This window comes from Paenisporosarcina indica (genome assembly GCF_001939075.1).
In the GTDB taxonomy this organism is placed as follows: Bacteria; Bacillota; Bacilli; order Bacillales_A; family Planococcaceae; genus Paenisporosarcina; species Paenisporosarcina indica.
Genome location: NZ_MPTA01000001.1, coordinates 80415 through 99402, shown reverse-complemented (window position 1 = coordinate 99402; position 18988 = coordinate 80415). Strand labels below are relative to the sequence as shown.

Here is an 18988-nt window from a genome sequence, read left to right as displayed (position 1 = left end):
TGAGATAATCTCATCAGGACAAATATCTAATTATCAACTTAATAATGTTTGATAGATGGTTTTGTATTGAATTTAGTGTAAAGTGCCGCAACTTCTGGACGCTTTTCATAATGATAGTAATAATCAAGTGTACCTAGGAAAATAGCTTTAGCAATTTGTTCTCGTCGAGTGGCTGATGCAATATAGGCATTATCCGTACGGTTATCAATAAATCCGATTTCAGCTAATGCAGAAGGAACCGTATTTTCTCTCAACACGGCGTAGTTACCAGGCTTTACTCCACGATCTCTCAAACCCCATGCCTCTAACATACGTTCATGTACATAAGTAGCGAGTGCTTTTGATTGATCTACATTCTTATTATTTGCTGCATAATAGAATGTTTCTGTTCCATTAGCCGAACCATTCAATGCATTGGCATGTACACTGATGAAGCTGTTCGCTTTATACTTGCTTGCAAAAGCAGCACGAGTATCCAAACTAAGAAAGACATCTGTTTCACGTGTCAGTTTAACTTGAATAGGTGTTTGCTGGAAATACTTTTTCACGCGAAGACTGACGTCCAAGACTATATTTTTTTCCTGGAATCCGTATCCTCTCGCTCCAGGATCATGTGCACCATGACCTGGATCGACAATTACCAATATATCGTTCAATGGTTCTTTTACAGGTGGTAGTTCTAAATCAATTGGTTCTTTTGGATATTGATCTGTAGATCCGATTGAAGGTTGATCAGTGGATAAATAGCTCTTATGGAAGAAACCAACTTGATTATCCCCTTTTGCATACACCCATTCACCTACAGAGTAATAAACATCGACTGGATACCCCGTAAAGAATTTTTTTGTCGAATTGTATCCCGAACCTGGACCTTTACGGAAATTCAAACTGTCACTTGCACTAACATTTACGTACATTTTGGAAGAAGTTTCTTTAATGCCACCCGCTCGGAATTCGGCATTGATCGCTCGTGCAAGGAAAACCGCAAAATCGCCACGCTTCATTTGTTGAGTAGTACCAAAATTGCCTTTCCCGACTCCTGAAGAAATTCCTTTTGACATTAACTCATTGGCTGCATCATTTGTCGTTGCTGATTGATAGCCAAATGCGCGTGAAATAAGTAAAGCCATTTCTCCACGTGTCAATGTTTGATTTGGTTTAAACGTGTTGTTATTGTATCCGAAAATAATACCTCGTGAAACGGCTTCATTGATATATCCGTAGGCAAAATTAGAAGTAGGGACATCGGAAAACTTGTTGGAGTTACTTTTGCTCGATAATTGGATAGAGCGGCCAATCATGGCAGCTGCATGAGCTCTTGTCATTGGTGCATCTGGAGAGAAAATATATGCTTTATCCGAAGTTGGAATATCTCCTTCAGCTAAATAATAGATTTCCTCATATGCTCGATGAGTGGTCGTGATGTCAGTAAACACAGTGGCAGCAGATGCAGAAGAAATAGAAAGTGCAGTTATGCTCAAAATACTGAGCACAAATAATAACCCGATTTTTTTCACTAGTACATACTCCTCTTCTTTGTTGTAATCGCATCGTAACATAAAATTTGGTAAGTTCCTATAATGCTATTGGTCTAAAAAATATAAGATATTTTGTAAGTTTATTAGAAATCGTGTCTTTAGTTGGTATTCTATGTAAAAAAAAGGAACAAAAGGCTAGTTAATAGTCCTTTGTTCCCCTACTGAATTTAATACTTAGTTGATAAATTCAATATCTTTCAAGAAACTATATAGAATTTTAGCAACTTCTGCGCGATTTGCTTGATTTAAAGATTTGTACGTATTGTCACTGTAGCCATTGATGTAACCAGCTTGTAATACTTTCTCAACATGTGGACGCATTGTAGCACCGATTTTACTGTAATCTTTAAAGCTAGAAATATGTTTAGAGCCATCTTTCGTTACTTTATCTTGACCGATATAATTAATCGCCTTGCTGATCATGATTGCCGCTTCCCCACGGTTAATTTCTTGATATGGACGGAATTCCCCATGATTATATCCAGTGGCGATACCAGCATTTACTACTGCTGCAATTTCTCCATTTTTGTTAAATGCTTGTTTAGGTGAAACATCTTTGAACTTAACGTCAGAATCAGTAGAAACCAATCCTAAGCCACGTGCTAATATCGCAGCAAACTCACCACGTGTAATGGCACGATTCGGATCAAATGTTGTTGCAGTAGTACCGTTAACGATCATACGAGAAGCTAGTTTTTCAATGTTTGCTTCTGACCAGTTGGCGCCTTTATCGACATCTTTAAATGTTTTGGAGTACTTCACTAATGTATAAGTAGAGTTTCCTGCACGGTACAAATTGGCCGATTTTTTATTCGCTTCAACGAATGTCGGTACCGAGCGAACTATACCATCAACAACTGTTACACCAACTGTTGTCAAAGCATCCAATGGATTCGTTCCAGTAATCGAACGTTGCACCGGTTGTGGGAAAACATCCAAGACGATTGTTTTTCCATTACCAGTAACACTCACTTCAAACTCAATGGAAGATGAAAGTGTATCAAATCCATTAGCAACTTGTGTTGGTGTAGTCACTGCAAGAACCGTAACGTTAATAAATAATTCCGCTGAAGTAACATTTAATTGTGCTGCTAGATTTTGAAGATTTACAGCTGATACTGGCAATGAGTACGAACCTACAGCAGAACTAATAACCAACACTGCATCTGGATTGTTCTTATCCAAAGCATTGAAAATCGTTCCAGGAACCGCTACATTTGTTGTACCTACAGGAAGGTTAACTTTCAGTTCATCAATAGGTTTTGAGCCATTAATCAAATCAATTACAGCTTGAGGATTATTTTCGATAGTATCAGGTTCAATCGTTATTGGTGGTGTTGGTCCTGGTGGTGTTGGTCCCGGTCCAGGTCCTGGTGGTGCGAATATATCATCTACATCTTTTTGAATTTTAGAAATGATTGCTCCCGAATTTGCAGGAACTTGTAAAATATCAAGAACTCCTTGTGGAGCACTATTTATTCCGTTTTTCAATATACTTAGCAAACTTTCATAGAAAGCATTTAAATTTGTACGATTCACAGTGTCTGCTTTTTGTACCAATTCACCTGTAACATTTTGAATATACACTAATAGTTCGGCTACTGTTCCTTTATCAGATAAACCATCAGGAGCATCTTTAATAAAAGTATTAAATCTAGCAGTTAACTCCGACTTCAATTGAGTTTCACTTGTGTACTTGAATGGAGCTACCAATGCTTGCATATTCGGTGTTAGTGAAGCCTTGTAATCAGTTTGGATGAAATCACCCATATATTGATGAAGATTTGCTAGAACAATATTGAACACTATTTTTTGATCTGCATTTAAACTAGCATATCCACTTGCTAATTTACCAGCCACCTCATCAATCGTAGCTGCACTTGTTTTTTCGGCGTTTACTCCAACAGCCAATACTGGCGTTAATGCTATTGTTCCGACCATTAGTCCCTTGATTGTTTTCATTGTACGTGAATCTTTCTTCATCGAATCACCTCATATATTATTTTCATCATTGATTTTATTATAATCTAATCCCTGTTAATTACAATTAAAAGATTGGGAATATATACCCTATTAACTATTAATAGATAATCTAATGTAATATTTTTGCAATCCATGTTAACATCTAAAGATAAGTTAATGGAGGTGCTCATCTTGAAGAAGCATAAGAAGAAGATGAAAATTTGGAAAAAAATCCTTTTAGGTCTGATAGTGATTTTGTTAGCAGTTGCAGCTTATATACTCTATCTGTTCCAGTTTAAAGAGTACGATACAGTGGACTCAGAAGTAACTGAGATTACGAGAGAAACTTATAAAATTGAACTTCCTGACGGTTCCGCAATAGAAATGGATGAGAATGGCAATATTATTGAAACGAGTGGAAATGGTTCATCAGATACCGGTTCTACAGACGGAACAACAAACGATGGTTCTTCATCAAATTCGGGCACTGTTACAAATGGAAATTCTGGTAACACAGGCACTTCGGGTTCAAACGGCTCTACAACTGGAAATTCCGGTTCAACTGGGAACGGGAACGGTTCATCTGGCGGAACAACAGGCAGTAACAATGGAACTGGAACTGGAACCGGCACTGGCACTGGCAACAACACAGGATCTGGTGCGACGGTTGCATCCATTAAATCGAAGTACGAACCAGTTATGGCCGATCTACAAGCACAAGCAAACGGTCGCATTGATGCCCTAGTTGGACGAGCTTATTCCGAGTACCAAGGGAAAAAAGAAACTGGCGATTCAATAAACTATGCTTACTTCTATAGTAAATATACTTCTGCCGCTGCGGAACTAGAAGCACGTACGGATAAGGTATTTTACCAAGTACTCGCAGTAGTTGAAAAAGAGCTTGTAGCCAATGGGTATGGCAAGACCCACGCACAAAGCTTTGTGACCAAGTATGAAGCCGAAAAAGAAGCAAGACGAAGTTCCCTACTTGATAAAGCAATGAATAGATAAAAGAAATCCTGGCCGACATCATGTGGTCAGGATATTTTTATCGAATTGAAGTAAAAAAGCCCACTAATTTAAGTGGACTTTTTTCGCTTAGATCTATACTTTTTTATTAAAAAAATCACTAGTAACACCAATGCTGCACCAAAGGAATCTAGCAATACATCATGAATCGTTGGAGTTCGACCGCCAGTTAAAGATTGGTGATATTCATCAATGATTGCGAAGATGACCGTGACAGCAAAAGCAAGGAAGAACTTTCGAATCGCATAATAAATGGCTGCTGCTAATGCTCCAAAAATGAAGACATGAGCACCTTTTCTAATTAGAAATTCAACGAACGCATGATAACCTCTTTCCTCTATTGATACGGTAGTCCCCCAGTAAGGAACTTGCAAAGTAGAGAGAATTCCTTTCAATGGTTCATTTGGTAGATAACGTTTTAAATCTGGAATAAGTGATTGCTCTTCGTAAGTTTGGCCCGAAGAATAAAAGAGAGCTAGTAAAATAAGAATTAAAAGAATGTATTTTTTCATGTTTTTAGTTTAACATATTTTTTCCATTTATACGGATTTTTTTCATCCTTATTTTTCATAATATAAGCGACAGTCAACCATATGGTTACCACCTAGTAAATTATATTTATTTACTAGAAAACATGTGTACCCAATAGATCTGACCGTTCGTTTTCTTAGCGATGCCAGCTCCGATATTTGTGTAGCTATTGTTTAATATATTGGCTTTATGACCCGGAGAATTCATCCATGCTTTTACCACGTCTTCTGGTGTAGGTTGACCATAAGCAATGTTTTCTCCGAAGCTTCGATAGCTGTATCCAAATCGTTTTGCCATATCCCACGGTTCACCGTAAGTTGGAGATGTATGAGCGAAATAATTGTTGTTAACCATGTCCTCGGCTTTAACTTTAGCAATCTTCGATAACGGTGCATCAATCGTAAGTAACGGAAGACCCGCTTTTGCCCTTTCAATATTCACTAACTTCGCAGTTTCTGTTGCGCTATCAGAAACAACGGGTGAAGAATCCACATACATTTTCTTCGCGGTGTCATACTTAATGACACCCGAGTCTCGTTTTTGATCCCACGTCATGGCTCGATCGACAAAGACGGACATTTGTGCTCGGCTAACTTTACCGTCCGGGTTAAAGGTATTCCTTGTCACCCCTTCGGAAATCCGTACTTCTGCCAGTGTTGTAATGTACGGATGCCAATGGTTTTTCGAGACATCCTTGAAACTTGCTTGATGATTATCATCCATTTTGATTTGATAACTATTGACTAATACTTTCGCCATTTGTGCCCTTGTTAAGGATGCATCCGGATTAAACTTCGTGGCATCAGAAAAAATGCCTTTCTCCGATAATGCTCGAATTTCTTGATACGCCCAGTGCGTTGAAGGAACATCTTGATAACTTACTTTATAAGTTGAATTAAGTGGAATCTCAAGGGCACCCGCAATAATTTTCGCGGCTTGTGCACGAGTAACACGGTTTTCCGGGTCAAAAACTCCGTTACTATAGCCATTTATTATTTTTGCATTTGACAACTTATTAATTGATTCATATGCCCAATGTGATGTTGATACATCAGAAAAACCAGTAGCCAGTGTACTTGTAGGAATGAACAACATGAATATCAATAAAAAACCAACTAGAATTTTTAGTCGTTTCATTCTCTCACTTCCTCTCTATTTTTTACTACTCTATCAAAAATCTGATAATTTCGAATGAGTAAAAAGAGGCAGGAAGATGGCACTATTGGGGATTAACAGATATCCAGTTGCGAGGCGCTAGAAAATGAAATCTATAACTATACCTGCCATTTGCCAGTCAAATGGCACCAATTCAAGCACATGTATCGGGCTAGTTTTTGCTTTGTCCAGATATAAAGGGTGCTTGTTCAGAAATATGTCCGCCTTATACAGATATCTCGTATTCTTGTACAGATATCAACTTGAGTTATTCAGATATCACCGTGCGATGCGCTAGAGAATGAAATCTCTACCTATACGCGTCATTTCAAGCAGTTTATATTTTGTAGATCCCCACTTCTCTCAATATGTCGTTGCATTTTCCATGATTGCGGGAGTTATATTGATATCACCATGAGTCTTCACGATACACACTCGCGAATGCTAGAAAACTGTCCAAAAAGAAAGCCCCTTCAATTTGAAGGGACTTCCTTTTTATATTTCCACTTTATTAATAAGCACATTTTTTACTAATCCACTGAGTATTTGGGGTAATTCGACAAAAGCACTTTGAATATGAAGTCGTTCTGTCCGTTTGTGTGCGTCTTTACCGAAAGGTCCGACGTTAAGAACCGGTGCACTGAGTTGGCCCATTTCGTCAAAAGGAATGGAGTACGTATCTCCATAAACTGGTGTGTTTTTTTCAAAAACTTGCCATCCACCTGTGTCATCAGTGTAGTTTACATAACTTAAATCTGAGATGCCATTAAAGTAATGCATTCTTTCAACGGCAAGATTGAACTCAGATATTCCAAGTTCTTTGATGTAGTTTACACATTCCTCCACGAGTGGATTTTCACTCGAATTAACTGCTGGGTAATATGGAGGTGCAAACAATAACACCATTGCCGGTGCGAGTTCCTGACATTGAATCATCAGTGTGTCGACGATTCGAAAGGATTTTTCACGGTCATCCCACTCCATATGATCACGGACCGTTGTTTTCACGCTATCCACATAAGCTTGCCCAAATTTCCGAACGGCATGTTTTAATAATTCTTCGTAACGCAGGACAGTAATATTACCGATTGGTTCCACGCCTTCACGTGTGCAAATGACCTGATAATCTTGATTACAGGCAGTTGCCGCTTCCGTTGCCACTTTTTCAAAAATGTCCATGACGTCAGCAGCGTTTTGTTCCAGCAAGAACACATTGTATAGTGCGGTGGCCCGGTATGGTGTTTGGGCTGAATACTCCATTTTCAAATCCTTCTGTTGGAGAGAGACGGGCAATGGCGTTTTTTCTCCGAGAACGGTCTCTTGAAATAATGGATTGAATTCCATACGTTGTGTTAAATAGGAGGCAATATAGTTTGCATTAATTCCGCTTAACGGTTCCCCTACATGCGTTTCCATCCCATAAAATAAAGCGGATGGCATAATTTTCCCAATACTTCCTGAATAAATATAGTATTGCTCATCACCAGGTTGTTGAGAAAATACAGGCTCGCTGTTCAAAAATAATTTATATGAAAGATGATGTAGTTCGCGCAGATCAATTAGTTTGGAAACAGCCGCTCTCATTCCTGAGCTGTTCACTTCTTCATCTGGGACGCTCAGTAGCATCAAATTGATAGGCCAATTTTCTGTTGACGCTTTTTCCATCAAGCCCATATGCAACACAAGGCCCATTTTCATATCCATCGTACCTCGGCCGAACAAATAAGCACCTGATTCCAAGTCAATCCTTGCGTCCTCTGGCAATTCGTCTTTCCTTTCATGCAAAGCTTTCGTCAACATTTCCGGTTCAAAAGCCAATGCTTCAAGGTCTCCATATTCCTCGGTATTAACAGTATCAAAATGACTAATCAGAACAACGGTTTCGGTTGCTTCCGGATGTTTATACAGTGCTGTCAAAAACCTCCGTCCATGGTCTGCGTCAGTTAATTCGATTAAATCAGGATGGTCTTGGAAGTAAGGAATGTCCTGTAATTTCGATTGAACCTTGAATGGGAATTCACGCTCACCATCAGAAGAAGTCATACTTTTCCAGCTGACTACTTCGCATAGTAGCGACCTTAGGGCTTCGGGTGTATACCACAAAAGTTCCTTCATAAAATATATCCCCCTAGTGTGAAATTTCTAGATCTACTGGTATTACGAACTATATCAACTTTTTGTCAGGAACAATCGTACGTTCTTCCCTTAACGTGGCAATGAAAGATTCCATACGATCCATTCCTTTTTCTAATACTGGCATGGCATACGCATATGAAATCCGGATATACCCTTCACCATATTCACTAAAAGCACTTCCTGGAACACAAGCAACTCCGCCTGACTTTAATAAATGCGTCGCAAAACTAAACGAGGTCAAGCCGAAGTCTTTAATAGAAGGAAAAATGTAAAACGCACCATTCGGTTTAACGACATCAAGTCCCATCGCCCTTAGACGACCATAGACATAATCACGGCGAACGATGTATTCTTTATTCATTTCAGCAGGTACATGCCTACTATTTCCAAGTGCTTCAATTGCTGCGTATTGGCTTGGGAGTGGCGCACATATTGAATTGTATTGGTGAATTTTAATGCAATGTTGCATGAGTGCTTCTGGTCCTAATAAAAAGCCAATACGCCAACCAGTCATCGAATGCGATTTTGATAACCCATGAATGACAAATAAACGATCTCTTAGTTCAGGATAGCCAGCAAATGAACGATGCTCCCCGACAAATGTATTTTCACTGTATATTTCATCGGATAATATAAAGATTTCTTGTTCCTTCAATACTGCTGCTAATTGATCCATTTGATCATGGTCAATGGTAACGCCAGTTGGGTTCGACGGGAAATTGAACAAAACAGCCTTAGTTTTCTCTGTTATCAAACCTTTTAATCGCTCGGGAGAAGGTTGAAATCCTGTATCGGAAGTATCTAGATACTTTACCTTTGCACCGCACATTGTAATAATCGGTGCATAGCCTGTATAACAAGGTGCTGGAAGAATCACTTCGTCTCCTTCTTCCAAGATTGTGCGAAAGACGGCATCGATTGCTTCGCTTGCTCCAATGGTTATGATAATTTCAGTTTCAGCTTTATAGGAAAAATGATATTTCTCGTTAAAAAAACGACTAACTGCATGACGCAGTTCAATAAGACCCGCGTTATGGGAATATCCTGTCAAATTATTAGTGATTGCATGAATTCCAGCTTGTTTGACGCTTTCGGGTGTTGGAAAATCAGGTTGGCCGATGGTTAAATTTACTGCATCAGGATAATCGACGAGTTGATTAGAAAATTGACGAATGCCAGAAACTGCGATTTGGGTAATTCGTTCATTTATTGTAAGGGGCATGATTCACGAACCTTTCTCATTATAATAAAAAAATCTTCTTTCATTATAAAGCATATGCTGGTAAGTTACTTATCTTGCATTAATTTCTCCATACTAGTTTATGTGGAGTATAGCCTACAAAACTTGTCGTGTATAGAAATATTCTTTATATAATTCTGTATTTTAGTAACTTTTTCGGATGCTTAATGGTAGCATGTAATAGGGTTATTATTCGTGTGAAATCCTGCTATTTTGACAACTGCCATAAATTATGAATCTTTTTTGCAGTTTATCCGTATAATAAGTAGAGAATATTGAGGAGGATTATATTGTTAAAAAATCCTGGAATCGCAGCTGTATTAAGTTTCTTTTGGACCGGAGTTGGGCAAATCTATAATGGGCAAATCATAAAAGGTTTACTATTAATTGGCTTGCAAATACTCAATTCTGCATTAATGTTTGTATTAATTGGTTTCATTACTTTCCCGCTTGTGTGGATATGGGGAATCTATGATGCTTACAAAGTTGCTGATCGAATGAATAGAGGGTCATATTAAGTACTTTCATTTTGATTATACGATGACAAAATCCGTCTCATTCTGAGACGGATTTCTTTGTTTTGTATTTATTCCATATGTCTTCTACAGCCCCTGAGCCGAAAAGAACGCCTGTAACAATAAGTACAAGACCGAGGATATGTTGCTGAGTGATTTTTTCATTTAAAAATATAGATGATCCAATCAATGTAAACAGAGTATTTAAATTCATAAAGATCGCAGCCTTTGATGGGCCAGCTTTTCCAATTGAATAATTATAAAGCATGTGCCCTACTGCAGTACCGAACACGGCACTACCAATGAATGCAATCCAAAAAATTGGGGGCACATTAATAAGGACCTTGATTTCCCCAGGTTCTTGTATCAAACTGATTACAAATAATATTGCTGATCCGACCAAGAACATATAAGCGGTGAGTAATCTGGGATCTATTGCTGAAGCAGCTTTACTAATTACGAGGTAACTAAATACTTGGGTGAAAATCGACAAGAATACCAACACATCACCGAGAGATATCCCCGACGTTCCATCTCCAGCAGCAAGTACAGTTGCACTTACTCCAATCAAACCTAAAACTGCACCGAACCATTGCAAACGAGTAGGATAATTTTTCATAAATAATGAAACTAAAACGGCTGTCAATACTGGGCCAGTTCCGAGAATTAATCCTGCATTGGAACTCGTTGTCATAGTTAATCCTAGTGATAAGAAATAATGATGACAAACCACATTTAAAAAGGCACCCAACACAATATATTTCCACTCTTGCTTTGTCGGTTTTCTGACCATTTTAAGCACGGCTAATATTGAAAACACGACTACGCTAGCTAAGAATATACGAAAGGCACTCGTTGTAACAGGACCAACTTCACTTACTAAAAACTTGACTGCTGGTAAGTTAAAGCCCCACAAAAACATGACGAAGACCAAGATGCCATAGATTTTCCATTGTTTCACTGGCTTTCACCTCACCATTTATTTCGGATTCAAAAAATCATTAGGTAATTAATTTTAAGTACTTGATCTGATTAATCCTTTTTATCATATGGTTTGATCTTTTGAAGAATGTTGATGACCTGATTCATATCTTCATTTGTAATGTCACCAAATGTTTCATTGTAATAAGCGTATACAATTTCATCCATTTGCTTAACAAGTGCTAACCCTTCATCTGTCAAAGTTAAATAGACACTTCTGCGATCCATATCATTTCGCTCTCGTATAATGAATCCTTTTTGAACAAGTTTTTCACTCGTTAACGTGACATAGCTATTTGTAGTATTCATTCTTCGTGCAACATCTGACACCCTGAGTGTGCGGTCGTCTTCTAATGCACGAAGTACTGTGAATTCACTAAATGGGATATATCCTTCAAATTCGACAGCAAAATCCTGTCGAACTGCACGTACTAAATATCGGAACGAACGTGTGAATTCAAGTATTAATTCTTTACGATTTTCCATTTCGAAACTCCTTCAAATTAAAATAGTTGAATAGCATAATCAGACGCAAATATTACGCCACACGAAATGAATTGTCAACAAGAAAAACGCAAAACGCCACTCTAGCTCGACACCTGATGCTTGCAGAACCGTATCAAAAGCTTGCTTTCGTATGTGGAGAAGAAGATTAGGTGACAGCTGGGGCTTGGAGCTAGACATATGAATCTGATATTTTCTTTTTGAAAAAACACAAGATTTTATACTGGTTTAACCTAAAAAAATCTACTTAACGAGAGTTAGTTAAGTAGATTGTGCTAGACAATATTGATAAATTTGTGCTGTGACAAGGCAATCGCCCAAGGCATCATGTGCATGATGCTCCAGTTGTAAATATTGTGCTAATGTTGTTAATTTATGATTCGGTGATGCTTTTATTACTTTTCGAGCCAGTTTTAATGTGTCAATGACTGTATATCGCGGAATATCCAGTCTGTCATCAAGTCCATATAAAAACCCCATATCAAATGATGCGTTATGTGCGACAATCGGAAGATCCTCCATGAAATCAATTAACTGAAGAATGACCCGCTCGACTTTTGGTTCATTTTTCACCATGTCATTTGATATCCCAGTTAATGAAGTAATGCGTGTCGAAATAGGGCGTGAAGGATTGACTAATTGATTAATCACACCCACTTTTTCATGATTTCGAAATTTCACAGCACCTACTTGGATGATTTGGTCAGTCCCTGCGCGTAATCCGGTAGTCTCAAAATCAAGTACTACATAATCTTTCACTTTTTTTACAGAAGGATTATATTTTTTAGGAGTCGGTGTTTTTTTAGTTGCCCAATATTGCTGACGCGACTTTTCTGTTAATAAGTCTAGCCCTGTTTTATTTTGATTGTTCATATCATGTCCTCCGTACTTATAAACTCTCTTTATAGAAACTATATACCCTTTTTCATAAATTGTTAATAGACTATTGACTAATCAATTAAATTTACTTACGATAATTTGTGTTAACCAAATAATATTTTTAGTTTACTAAACCATTGGAGGATGTAAAATGAGAAATGAAAATTTAAAAATGTTAATTGTCACTGCTTTATTCGCAGCGATAATCGGGATTATGGCACAAATAACAATTCCGCTTCCCCTAGTCCCAATTACCGGTCAAACACTTGCGATTGGATTAGCCGCAACAATTTTAGGAAAACGTTACGGGACACTTTCAGTTTTGGTTTATATCTTGTTAGGTGTAGTTGGAGTTCCTGTGTTTAGTATGATGGAGTCAGGACTTGGGGTTGTTTTTGGTCCACGAGGCGGTTATATTCTAGGATTTATTCCAGCTGCATTTATTATCGGTTGGTATATTGAACGTCTTGGTTTGACTATGACTCATGCAGTCATCGCAAACATCATCGGTATGATCATCACATTAACTTGCGGTGCTGTCTGGTTAAAATTCAGTGCAGAGCTTAGTTGGATGGCAGCATTAACCGGTGGAGTCACTCCATTTCTTATCATCGGTGTTGTCAAAGCCGTATTAGCTGCATTTATAGGCATTCTAGTACGTAAACGCTTATCTTCTGCAAAATTACTACCAGCCAGCATCGCATAGAATATTGAAAGAATGTCGTCCATCTACCCATTAAGGAAAAATCCTTTGTGGGTAGATGGTGTTTCTTTTGATATTTAGAAGAATCCATCCCTTTAAAATTAGTAAGAGCCAATCCTGCCTTAATGTTCAACTTCTTCACTTTTATTTACATGCATAAAAAAAGAGATGAATATGCTGCTAAAGAGGTTAATGGATGCGGGTGTTTGAATTTATCAACTTATTAAATACTCAATTGCTAACGAGCAAGAGGCCGTAAATTTATCTGTAGAGCTTGCAGAATCTTTATCTTTATAATGACTTCTTTATTCTTCTTTATAACCAAATTTCCGCATATACTTATTACCCGGGAAATATTTGGAGTGTACTGTCATTTGTAAGTCGAAATATGATATTTATCATGCTTTTTCCATCAAATTATCTAATTCACCCTCTTTTTAATGACAATATATTAATCAATACCATGATTCTCTTTCAGATAACGAATTCTCTCATTTCTAGATTTTGGGTAATTTCGTGTCAGCGCTCCAGTCAGTTTTCTATTCTTTTGAGGGTATGGTCTTTCTTTTACAATTCATTTAAACGTGCACGAATTGTTTTATTTATCGTTATTATTAACAATATATAAAATCAAAAAATGAGAATCCCTTAATTGGAGTTCTCATTTTTGTTAATAACCACAATTAATAGTTTTCGCACAAAACCCCCTGCAGCCGCTGAATTCTGCAAGGGGTTTATCTATAAGGAGGTCATCTTATAGCCAAGTTATTGGTACCTAAAACAACTTGTTGTTTTGCGGTACATTTGCTCGATACTTATCATGATCAAGTTTTTCTTCATATTCGTTAGTAAGAACATTTTCTTCACTCTCACTCAGTGTATATTCTTCCCCATCTCCACGATTGTTAAACGTGCGGGGATCTTTTTCAAAGTCATGTTTCTTATCGTCAAATGAAGGGTCCGATTCTACAACGCTACCAAATGGCGCAGGTCCTAAATTCGGATCCGCCCCCGGAGATTGAAAACCATCCGTTTGTTGTTCATTTGTAATGGATTCATTTAGTGTTGGGCGATTTTTTTGCACCCAACTGTCCTCTTGCATGGAGTGACCGATATGGTCTTTCTCTCGTGTCAGGTATGGATCTGTGGAGAAAGTCTCTCCACGTGCAAATCGATCTTGCGGTTCATCCAAACGTGTTTCTGGTTCATTTACAAATTGATTAGTGGATGCTGTAAATCCTTGCTCTTTTGCATAATCACTTTGTGGTTCTTCTCTATTACTCTTAGAAGTCATGTCACTTCTTGGCTCGTCAGCACCAAAAGTAGTGGTATCATTTATGTTTGCTCGTGCTTCTTCACTAACGAGCGGTTCTGTTTCATTAAAACGTGATTCTACAAATTCTGTACCTGTAGTAGTCGTGTATTCTTCGTTATTGTTTACAAAAGTATTTGTCCCATCTTGTTTTCGATCCTCGAATCCAGGTTCTACTGCTAGGACTGGTCGTTCTTCTCCATGATAAGATTCATAACTATTACCTGAAGTGCCAATGGTGTCATACTCTTCTTCAAACTCATTTTGATTGGATCCCACGACTTCATTTAAAGTGGGTGACTGATCTGTGAATAATACAAATCCACCACTCGCCACATCTTGAGCGTAACGATTAGTTTCTGAATCAGTTAAATCCAACTTTTTCAATCCTTCTTTTATTGCGTCATCACCTGTAAACCAAGATTTAAACTTGTCTATAAATGTACCTGCTTCATGGGTAGATACATCAGAATATCGATTAAGCGTATGCATTTGATTACGGTCACTTGAGATGACATGAATATCACTTTCCGCGTAACCTTGGAGTTTCATCTGTTCTAATCTCTCATACATTTCGTCTTCCGTTCGAGCTACTTCAATTCTACGATTTGACTCTGCATTCATGTGAGTGCCTCCTCATAATGGTTTACACTCTATCTACCCCACCATGAAATCAAGTTAAACTCTTTTGATAGTATTTAATCGGTTTGTAATATAGACAAACAAAAAAACCTACATGAATGTAGGTTTCATTATCATCATTTAAAATTCAATGCTTGCGAAAGATTTCCAGTGATATGAATATCTTTGAAATCCAATCCAAGATGCACAGCCGTCAGTGCGATTTCGGGGCGAACACCGGATAATGATGTTTTAACACCTGTTATTTTTAAAGTATCAATTAAATGGAAAATTTGCATCGCAACCATTGTATCAAGTACATTCACACCGGATATATCTATATACAAATGACTAATACTTTGTTTGCTACATTCCATCAGTGTATTTTCAAGGATATATTTTGCTCGATTTGTATCGATTACTCCTACTAATGGAAGCAAACCAATGCCAGGTTTTAATTTTATGACAGGTGCACTTAATTCGTTAATTATTTCTTGTTGGCTAATTAGTCTTTGTGTTGCGATTTTCTCATGGACTTCAACAAATCTTATCATCACTTTTCCAAAAACTTTTAATATGACGTGAATCCAGGAATATGCGGCTTCATTTGTAATGTTTCGATTTTGTATTTTAGCAAACTCTTCGATCATGTGAATATATTGAACTTGCACATTTAAAAATTCGTTTAAAATCGTATGTACGGGTGTTGATTGATGTCCTGAATCAGAAGCGATTTCATTCACCCATTCTTCAAAACTATCAAAGAAGCTTTCTTCACTCTCCTTAAATATTTGAATTAAATGTACGTGAAAGCTGAAATTTTGTTCTTTCAAGCGAGTTATTACGTCGGGATCATTCGATGCATAAACTCCAGTTACTGTAGTTTTGTCAATCGAGTCATACCAGTCATTTGTTAATTGTCGAGTTCTTTTATATAAATAATCGTATAGGTCTCTGTTTTGATGCATGCGGGTGATTCTCCTTCTCATATTATGTCCCTTTCTGATAAGATACGTGGAAAGGAGCTGATACAATTGATATTCGATTTATTGTCGTCACATACCTCTATTCGTAAATATAAAAATTCACAACTTTCTAAAGAACAAATAAGTGAACTCATCTCTGTTGCACAACATGCGGCAAGTTCTCATTTTGTCCAAGCTTACAGTGTGGTTTGGGTAACTGATGAACAAATCAAGAAAAAAATAGGGGAATTATCCAAGAACATGATTCAAATGGAAACAGCAGGAGCCGTTTTAGTGTGCTGCGTTGACTTCCAAAGACTTCACGTTGCTGGATTGATGAACGATACTACCATTGTAACGGATAGTGCTGAAAATGTACTAGTAGGTACTGCAGATGTTGCCATTTTCGCACAAAATTTAGCTATTGCAGCAGAGTCAAAAGGATATGGTATTTGCTATATAGGAGGTGTTCGCAATAAACCTACGGAAATTAGCGAATTATTAGATCTTCCAGAACGTGTTTTCCCAGTATTCGCCATGACAGTGGGTGTACCTGATGAACAACATGAAGTGAAACCTCGGTTACCTGTCGAAGCCATTTTACATGAGAATGGCTATGATTCGGAGAAATACCACTCTTTATTATCCGCTTACGATAAAACCATGGAAGAGTATTATGAAACTCGTGGATCCAACCAAAAATCAACCAACTGGACCAAATCGATGGCTGATTTCTTAAAAGTACCTAGACGAACACATATAAAGGGTTTCTTAGCGTCGCGTGGCTTTACTTGGAAATAACATGTAAGTTTAAACTTGGCTAAAGTCAGCTATTAATTTTCATTAACAAAGAGTGCATTTACGCATTGCATGCCGTAAGATCGTGAAGAATAGGACCTACAAGTGTGCAGTTTTCATTTTTTTACTCATTCTGAACCATCTGCCAGCGCAAATGTACATTAACCAACAGAATTTCAGAAGCCGTTCTCACACTTATTGGTGAGACGGCTTTTTTAGTTTCAATCTATAAAATTCGGAAATAAATTTTGGAAAGCATTACATCAAGATTATTAAGCATACTAAATATACGTATACGTTAGGTTGTTTGTTTTAAATAACTTGAAAACGGGTATGGAAGAATCGCGGGGAATACCTTGCATCTTGTCGAATGGCATCTCAGGTACACTGAAAGAACTAACTTGAATAAAAAAGGAGCATGTCATGGATATTCATTGGACTCACCTCCCCCTTATAAATATGCTCCAAATTTATGGACCATCTACTCAGCACACATCAGGAATCGAATACGATTCACGGGAAGTACAGTATCAGTCTGCATTTTTTTGTATTATTGGAGAAGAAACCGACGGCCACATCTACATAGAAGAAGCAATCCAGAATGGTGCTTCAACCGTTGTCGGTTCAGACAAAGCACAAATTGAATCTTATGTACATGCATACCCTTATGTTACCTTTTTGCTTGTCCACGATTCACGGGAAGCACTTGCTCATGTAGCTGTTGAATTTAATTTTCACGCGTGCGATGAATTAATCAAAATAGGCGTTACTGGTACAAACGGAAAGACAACCGTTGCTACTTATGTCCGTGATTTGTTTAATTTAGTGGGAATCCCATGTGGAATGCTTGGAACGAATGGTATTTATACCTCAACTGAAAAACTTTCGATTAAAAAAAGTACACCAACTACACCGATGTCCTCAGATTTGCAAACAGTCTTTAATCTACTTGTTACATCTGGCGATAAAGCCGCTTCGATGGAAGTATCGTCCATCGCTCTTGATCAACATCGGGTAAGTGGGTTTGAATTTGATGTTGCCATTCATACAAATTTTTCGGAAGAACATATGGAATATCATAAAACTTTAGATCATTACAAAATGTCCAAACTAAAATTGTTTAAGCAATCAAAAGCAAGCGTCATTAATTTGGACGATTTTGGAATGGGGCAAGACATTTTACAAGTCGTCCAAAAACCATTTTTAACGTACTCAAAGAATGTCGACTCCTCAGCTCACTTAATTTGGACAAACATTCAACACCAATCAGACGGCATGTCGTTTGACCTTCTTTACAAAGGCGAATCACATCGGATCAGCGTTCCAATTTTCGGGGAATATAACGTAGCAAATTTAGTATCTGCAATTGGGGCTGCTTTATTAATTGGCGTATCCCTAGAGGACATTCTGTTTGCTTTACCAAAAATGCAACAAGTTGACGGTCGTTTTCAAGTGATTCATGGGCCTGAAAGTAGAAAAATTGTTCTCGACTACGCTCATACACCCGTTGCACTAGATGCGATTATGAAGGCTGTTAGAAAACTACCGCACAACCGCTTAATTACATTAATAGCTGGAATTGGGATTCGAGATTTTGCCAAAATGCCAAAAATGGCAAAAACAGCAGAAGGTAAAGCTGAAGTTATAGTCGTAACAGTCGATCATCCTGGAAATAATAATCCATGGGTAGTGGTGGATGCTGTACTTAGCGGCTTCGAGGAACCTTTTTTACAAGAAGTCCATACAGCACCTTCTCGAAAAGAAGCAGTTATTAAAGCCTTGGAAGTTAGTCAACCTGGTGATATCGTCTTACTCACAAGTGGCTGTATAAATGGTTGTCAAATTGTTCGTGGCGAACATATCCCTCACTCTGACGAACAGATCATAAATGATTTCTTCAGTAAAACAACGTTAAGCGTATAGTGTTATGACGAATAGTGTCAGGTCACTTTCACATTCAGGTTCTCAGTTAGCTATGGATATGGATGCCTCAATGCTGAACAATAATCTAAAGAATAAAGAGGTGGGCGCTATGTGATTTCCTCACTTAGCACTCACCTCCTATTTCTGATTATCCTGCACTGGGTTCGGGGCAGTTTGAATTATTTAGTTTTTAAAT

Annotated in this window: 16 protein-coding genes; 5 read left to right on the top strand and 11 right to left on the bottom strand. The window is 37.8% G+C overall.

Annotated elements, in window-relative coordinates; translation table 11 throughout:
* Nucleotides 1-38 precede the first annotated feature (38 nt).
* Nucleotides 39-1517, bottom strand: coding sequence for an N-acetylmuramoyl-L-alanine amidase (locus tag GY23_RS00470; RefSeq protein ID WP_084543917.1), 1479 nt, complete (start codon nucleotides 1515-1517; stop codon nucleotides 39-41).
* A 195-nt stretch (nucleotides 1518-1712) separates the two neighbouring features.
* Nucleotides 1713-3521: an S-layer homology domain-containing protein gene (locus GY23_RS00465; protein ID WP_075617244.1), complete on the bottom strand. Its 1809-nt coding sequence runs from the start codon at nucleotides 3519-3521 to the stop codon at nucleotides 1713-1715.
* 171 nt (nucleotides 3522-3692) lie between these two features.
* Here GY23_RS00465 and GY23_RS17890 point away from each other — a divergent pair, with 171 nt between their 5' ends.
* Nucleotides 3693-4511: a hypothetical protein gene (locus tag GY23_RS17890; protein WP_075617243.1), complete on the top strand. Its 819-nt coding sequence runs from the start codon at nucleotides 3693-3695 to the stop codon at nucleotides 4509-4511.
* A gap of 68 nt (nucleotides 4512-4579) precedes the next feature.
* On the opposite strand, the gene GY23_RS00455 is transcribed toward GY23_RS17890, so the two are convergent.
* The 4 genes from GY23_RS00455 to GY23_RS00440 form a co-directional block, all read right to left on the bottom strand.
* Nucleotides 4580-5041, bottom strand: coding sequence for a VanZ family protein (locus GY23_RS00455; protein WP_075617242.1), 462 nt, complete (start codon nucleotides 5039-5041; stop codon nucleotides 4580-4582).
* 106 nt (nucleotides 5042-5147) lie between these two features.
* Nucleotides 5148-6197 (bottom strand): S-layer homology domain-containing protein, encoded by a 1050-nt coding sequence (locus tag GY23_RS00450; protein ID WP_075617241.1) that lies wholly within the window; start codon nucleotides 6195-6197, stop codon nucleotides 5148-5150.
* A 513-nt stretch (nucleotides 6198-6710) separates the two neighbouring features.
* Nucleotides 6711-8330 (bottom strand): M20/M25/M40 family metallo-hydrolase, encoded by a 1620-nt coding sequence (locus GY23_RS00445; RefSeq protein WP_075617240.1) that lies wholly within the window; start codon nucleotides 8328-8330, stop codon nucleotides 6711-6713.
* 49 nt (nucleotides 8331-8379) lie between these two features.
* Complete coding sequence (locus GY23_RS00440; protein WP_075617239.1) at nucleotides 8380-9573, bottom strand: aminotransferase class I/II-fold pyridoxal phosphate-dependent enzyme; 1194 nt, start codon at nucleotides 9571-9573, stop codon at nucleotides 8380-8382.
* A 308-nt stretch (nucleotides 9574-9881) separates the two neighbouring features.
* Here GY23_RS00440 and GY23_RS00435 point away from each other — a divergent pair, with 308 nt between their 5' ends.
* Nucleotides 9882-10109, top strand: a complete 228-nt coding sequence (locus GY23_RS00435; protein ID WP_075617238.1) for a hypothetical protein — start codon at nucleotides 9882-9884, stop codon at nucleotides 10107-10109.
* Between the two features lie 37 nt (nucleotides 10110-10146).
* Here GY23_RS00435 and GY23_RS00430 read toward each other — a convergent pair whose 3' ends face one another.
* The 3 genes from GY23_RS00430 to GY23_RS00420 all read right to left on the bottom strand — a co-directional run bounded on the left by GY23_RS00430 (nucleotide 10147) and on the right by GY23_RS00420 (nucleotide 12464).
* Nucleotides 10147-11067, bottom strand: coding sequence for a DMT family transporter (locus GY23_RS00430; protein ID WP_075617237.1), 921 nt, complete (start codon nucleotides 11065-11067; stop codon nucleotides 10147-10149).
* 71 nt (nucleotides 11068-11138) lie between these two features.
* The gene (locus GY23_RS00425; protein WP_075617236.1) at nucleotides 11139-11573 is read right to left on the bottom strand and encodes a MarR family winged helix-turn-helix transcriptional regulator; all 435 of its coding nucleotides are present in this window, start codon (nucleotides 11571-11573) and stop codon (nucleotides 11139-11141) included.
* A 279-nt stretch (nucleotides 11574-11852) separates the two neighbouring features.
* Nucleotides 11853-12464, bottom strand: a complete 612-nt coding sequence (locus GY23_RS00420; RefSeq protein WP_075617235.1) for a 3'-5' exonuclease — start codon at nucleotides 12462-12464, stop codon at nucleotides 11853-11855.
* Nucleotides 12465-12621: 157 nt separating this feature from the next.
* Here GY23_RS00420 and GY23_RS00415 point away from each other — a divergent pair, with 157 nt between their 5' ends.
* Nucleotides 12622-13176: a biotin transporter BioY gene (locus GY23_RS00415; RefSeq protein ID WP_075617234.1), complete on the top strand. Its 555-nt coding sequence runs from the start codon at nucleotides 12622-12624 to the stop codon at nucleotides 13174-13176.
* 772 nt (nucleotides 13177-13948) lie between these two features.
* On the opposite strand, the gene GY23_RS00410 is transcribed toward GY23_RS00415, so the two are convergent.
* Both GY23_RS00410 and GY23_RS00405 read right to left on the bottom strand, forming a co-directional pair.
* Nucleotides 13949-15109 (bottom strand): YflT domain-containing protein, encoded by a 1161-nt coding sequence (locus GY23_RS00410; protein WP_075617233.1) that lies wholly within the window; start codon nucleotides 15107-15109, stop codon nucleotides 13949-13951.
* Nucleotides 15110-15243: 134 nt separating this feature from the next.
* On the bottom strand, nucleotides 15244-16074 hold the full coding sequence (locus GY23_RS00405) for an STAS domain-containing protein (protein WP_075617232.1): 831 nt from the start codon (nucleotides 16072-16074) through the stop codon (nucleotides 15244-15246).
* Between the two features lie 24 nt (nucleotides 16075-16098).
* Between GY23_RS00405 and nfsA the strand changes: the two genes are divergently transcribed.
* Both nfsA and GY23_RS00395 read left to right on the top strand, forming a co-directional pair.
* Nucleotides 16099-16872 carry an oxygen-insensitive NADPH nitroreductase gene (gene nfsA / locus GY23_RS00400; RefSeq protein ID WP_075618195.1) on the top strand — a complete coding sequence of 258 codons (774 nt, stop codon included), beginning with the start codon at nucleotides 16099-16101 and terminating at the stop codon, nucleotides 16870-16872.
* Nucleotides 16873-17292: 420 nt separating this feature from the next.
* Complete coding sequence (locus GY23_RS00395; protein ID WP_075617231.1) at nucleotides 17293-18792, top strand: UDP-N-acetylmuramoyl-L-alanyl-D-glutamate--2,6-diaminopimelate ligase; 1500 nt, start codon at nucleotides 17293-17295, stop codon at nucleotides 18790-18792.
* The last annotated feature ends 196 nt before the right edge of the window (nucleotides 18793-18988 follow it).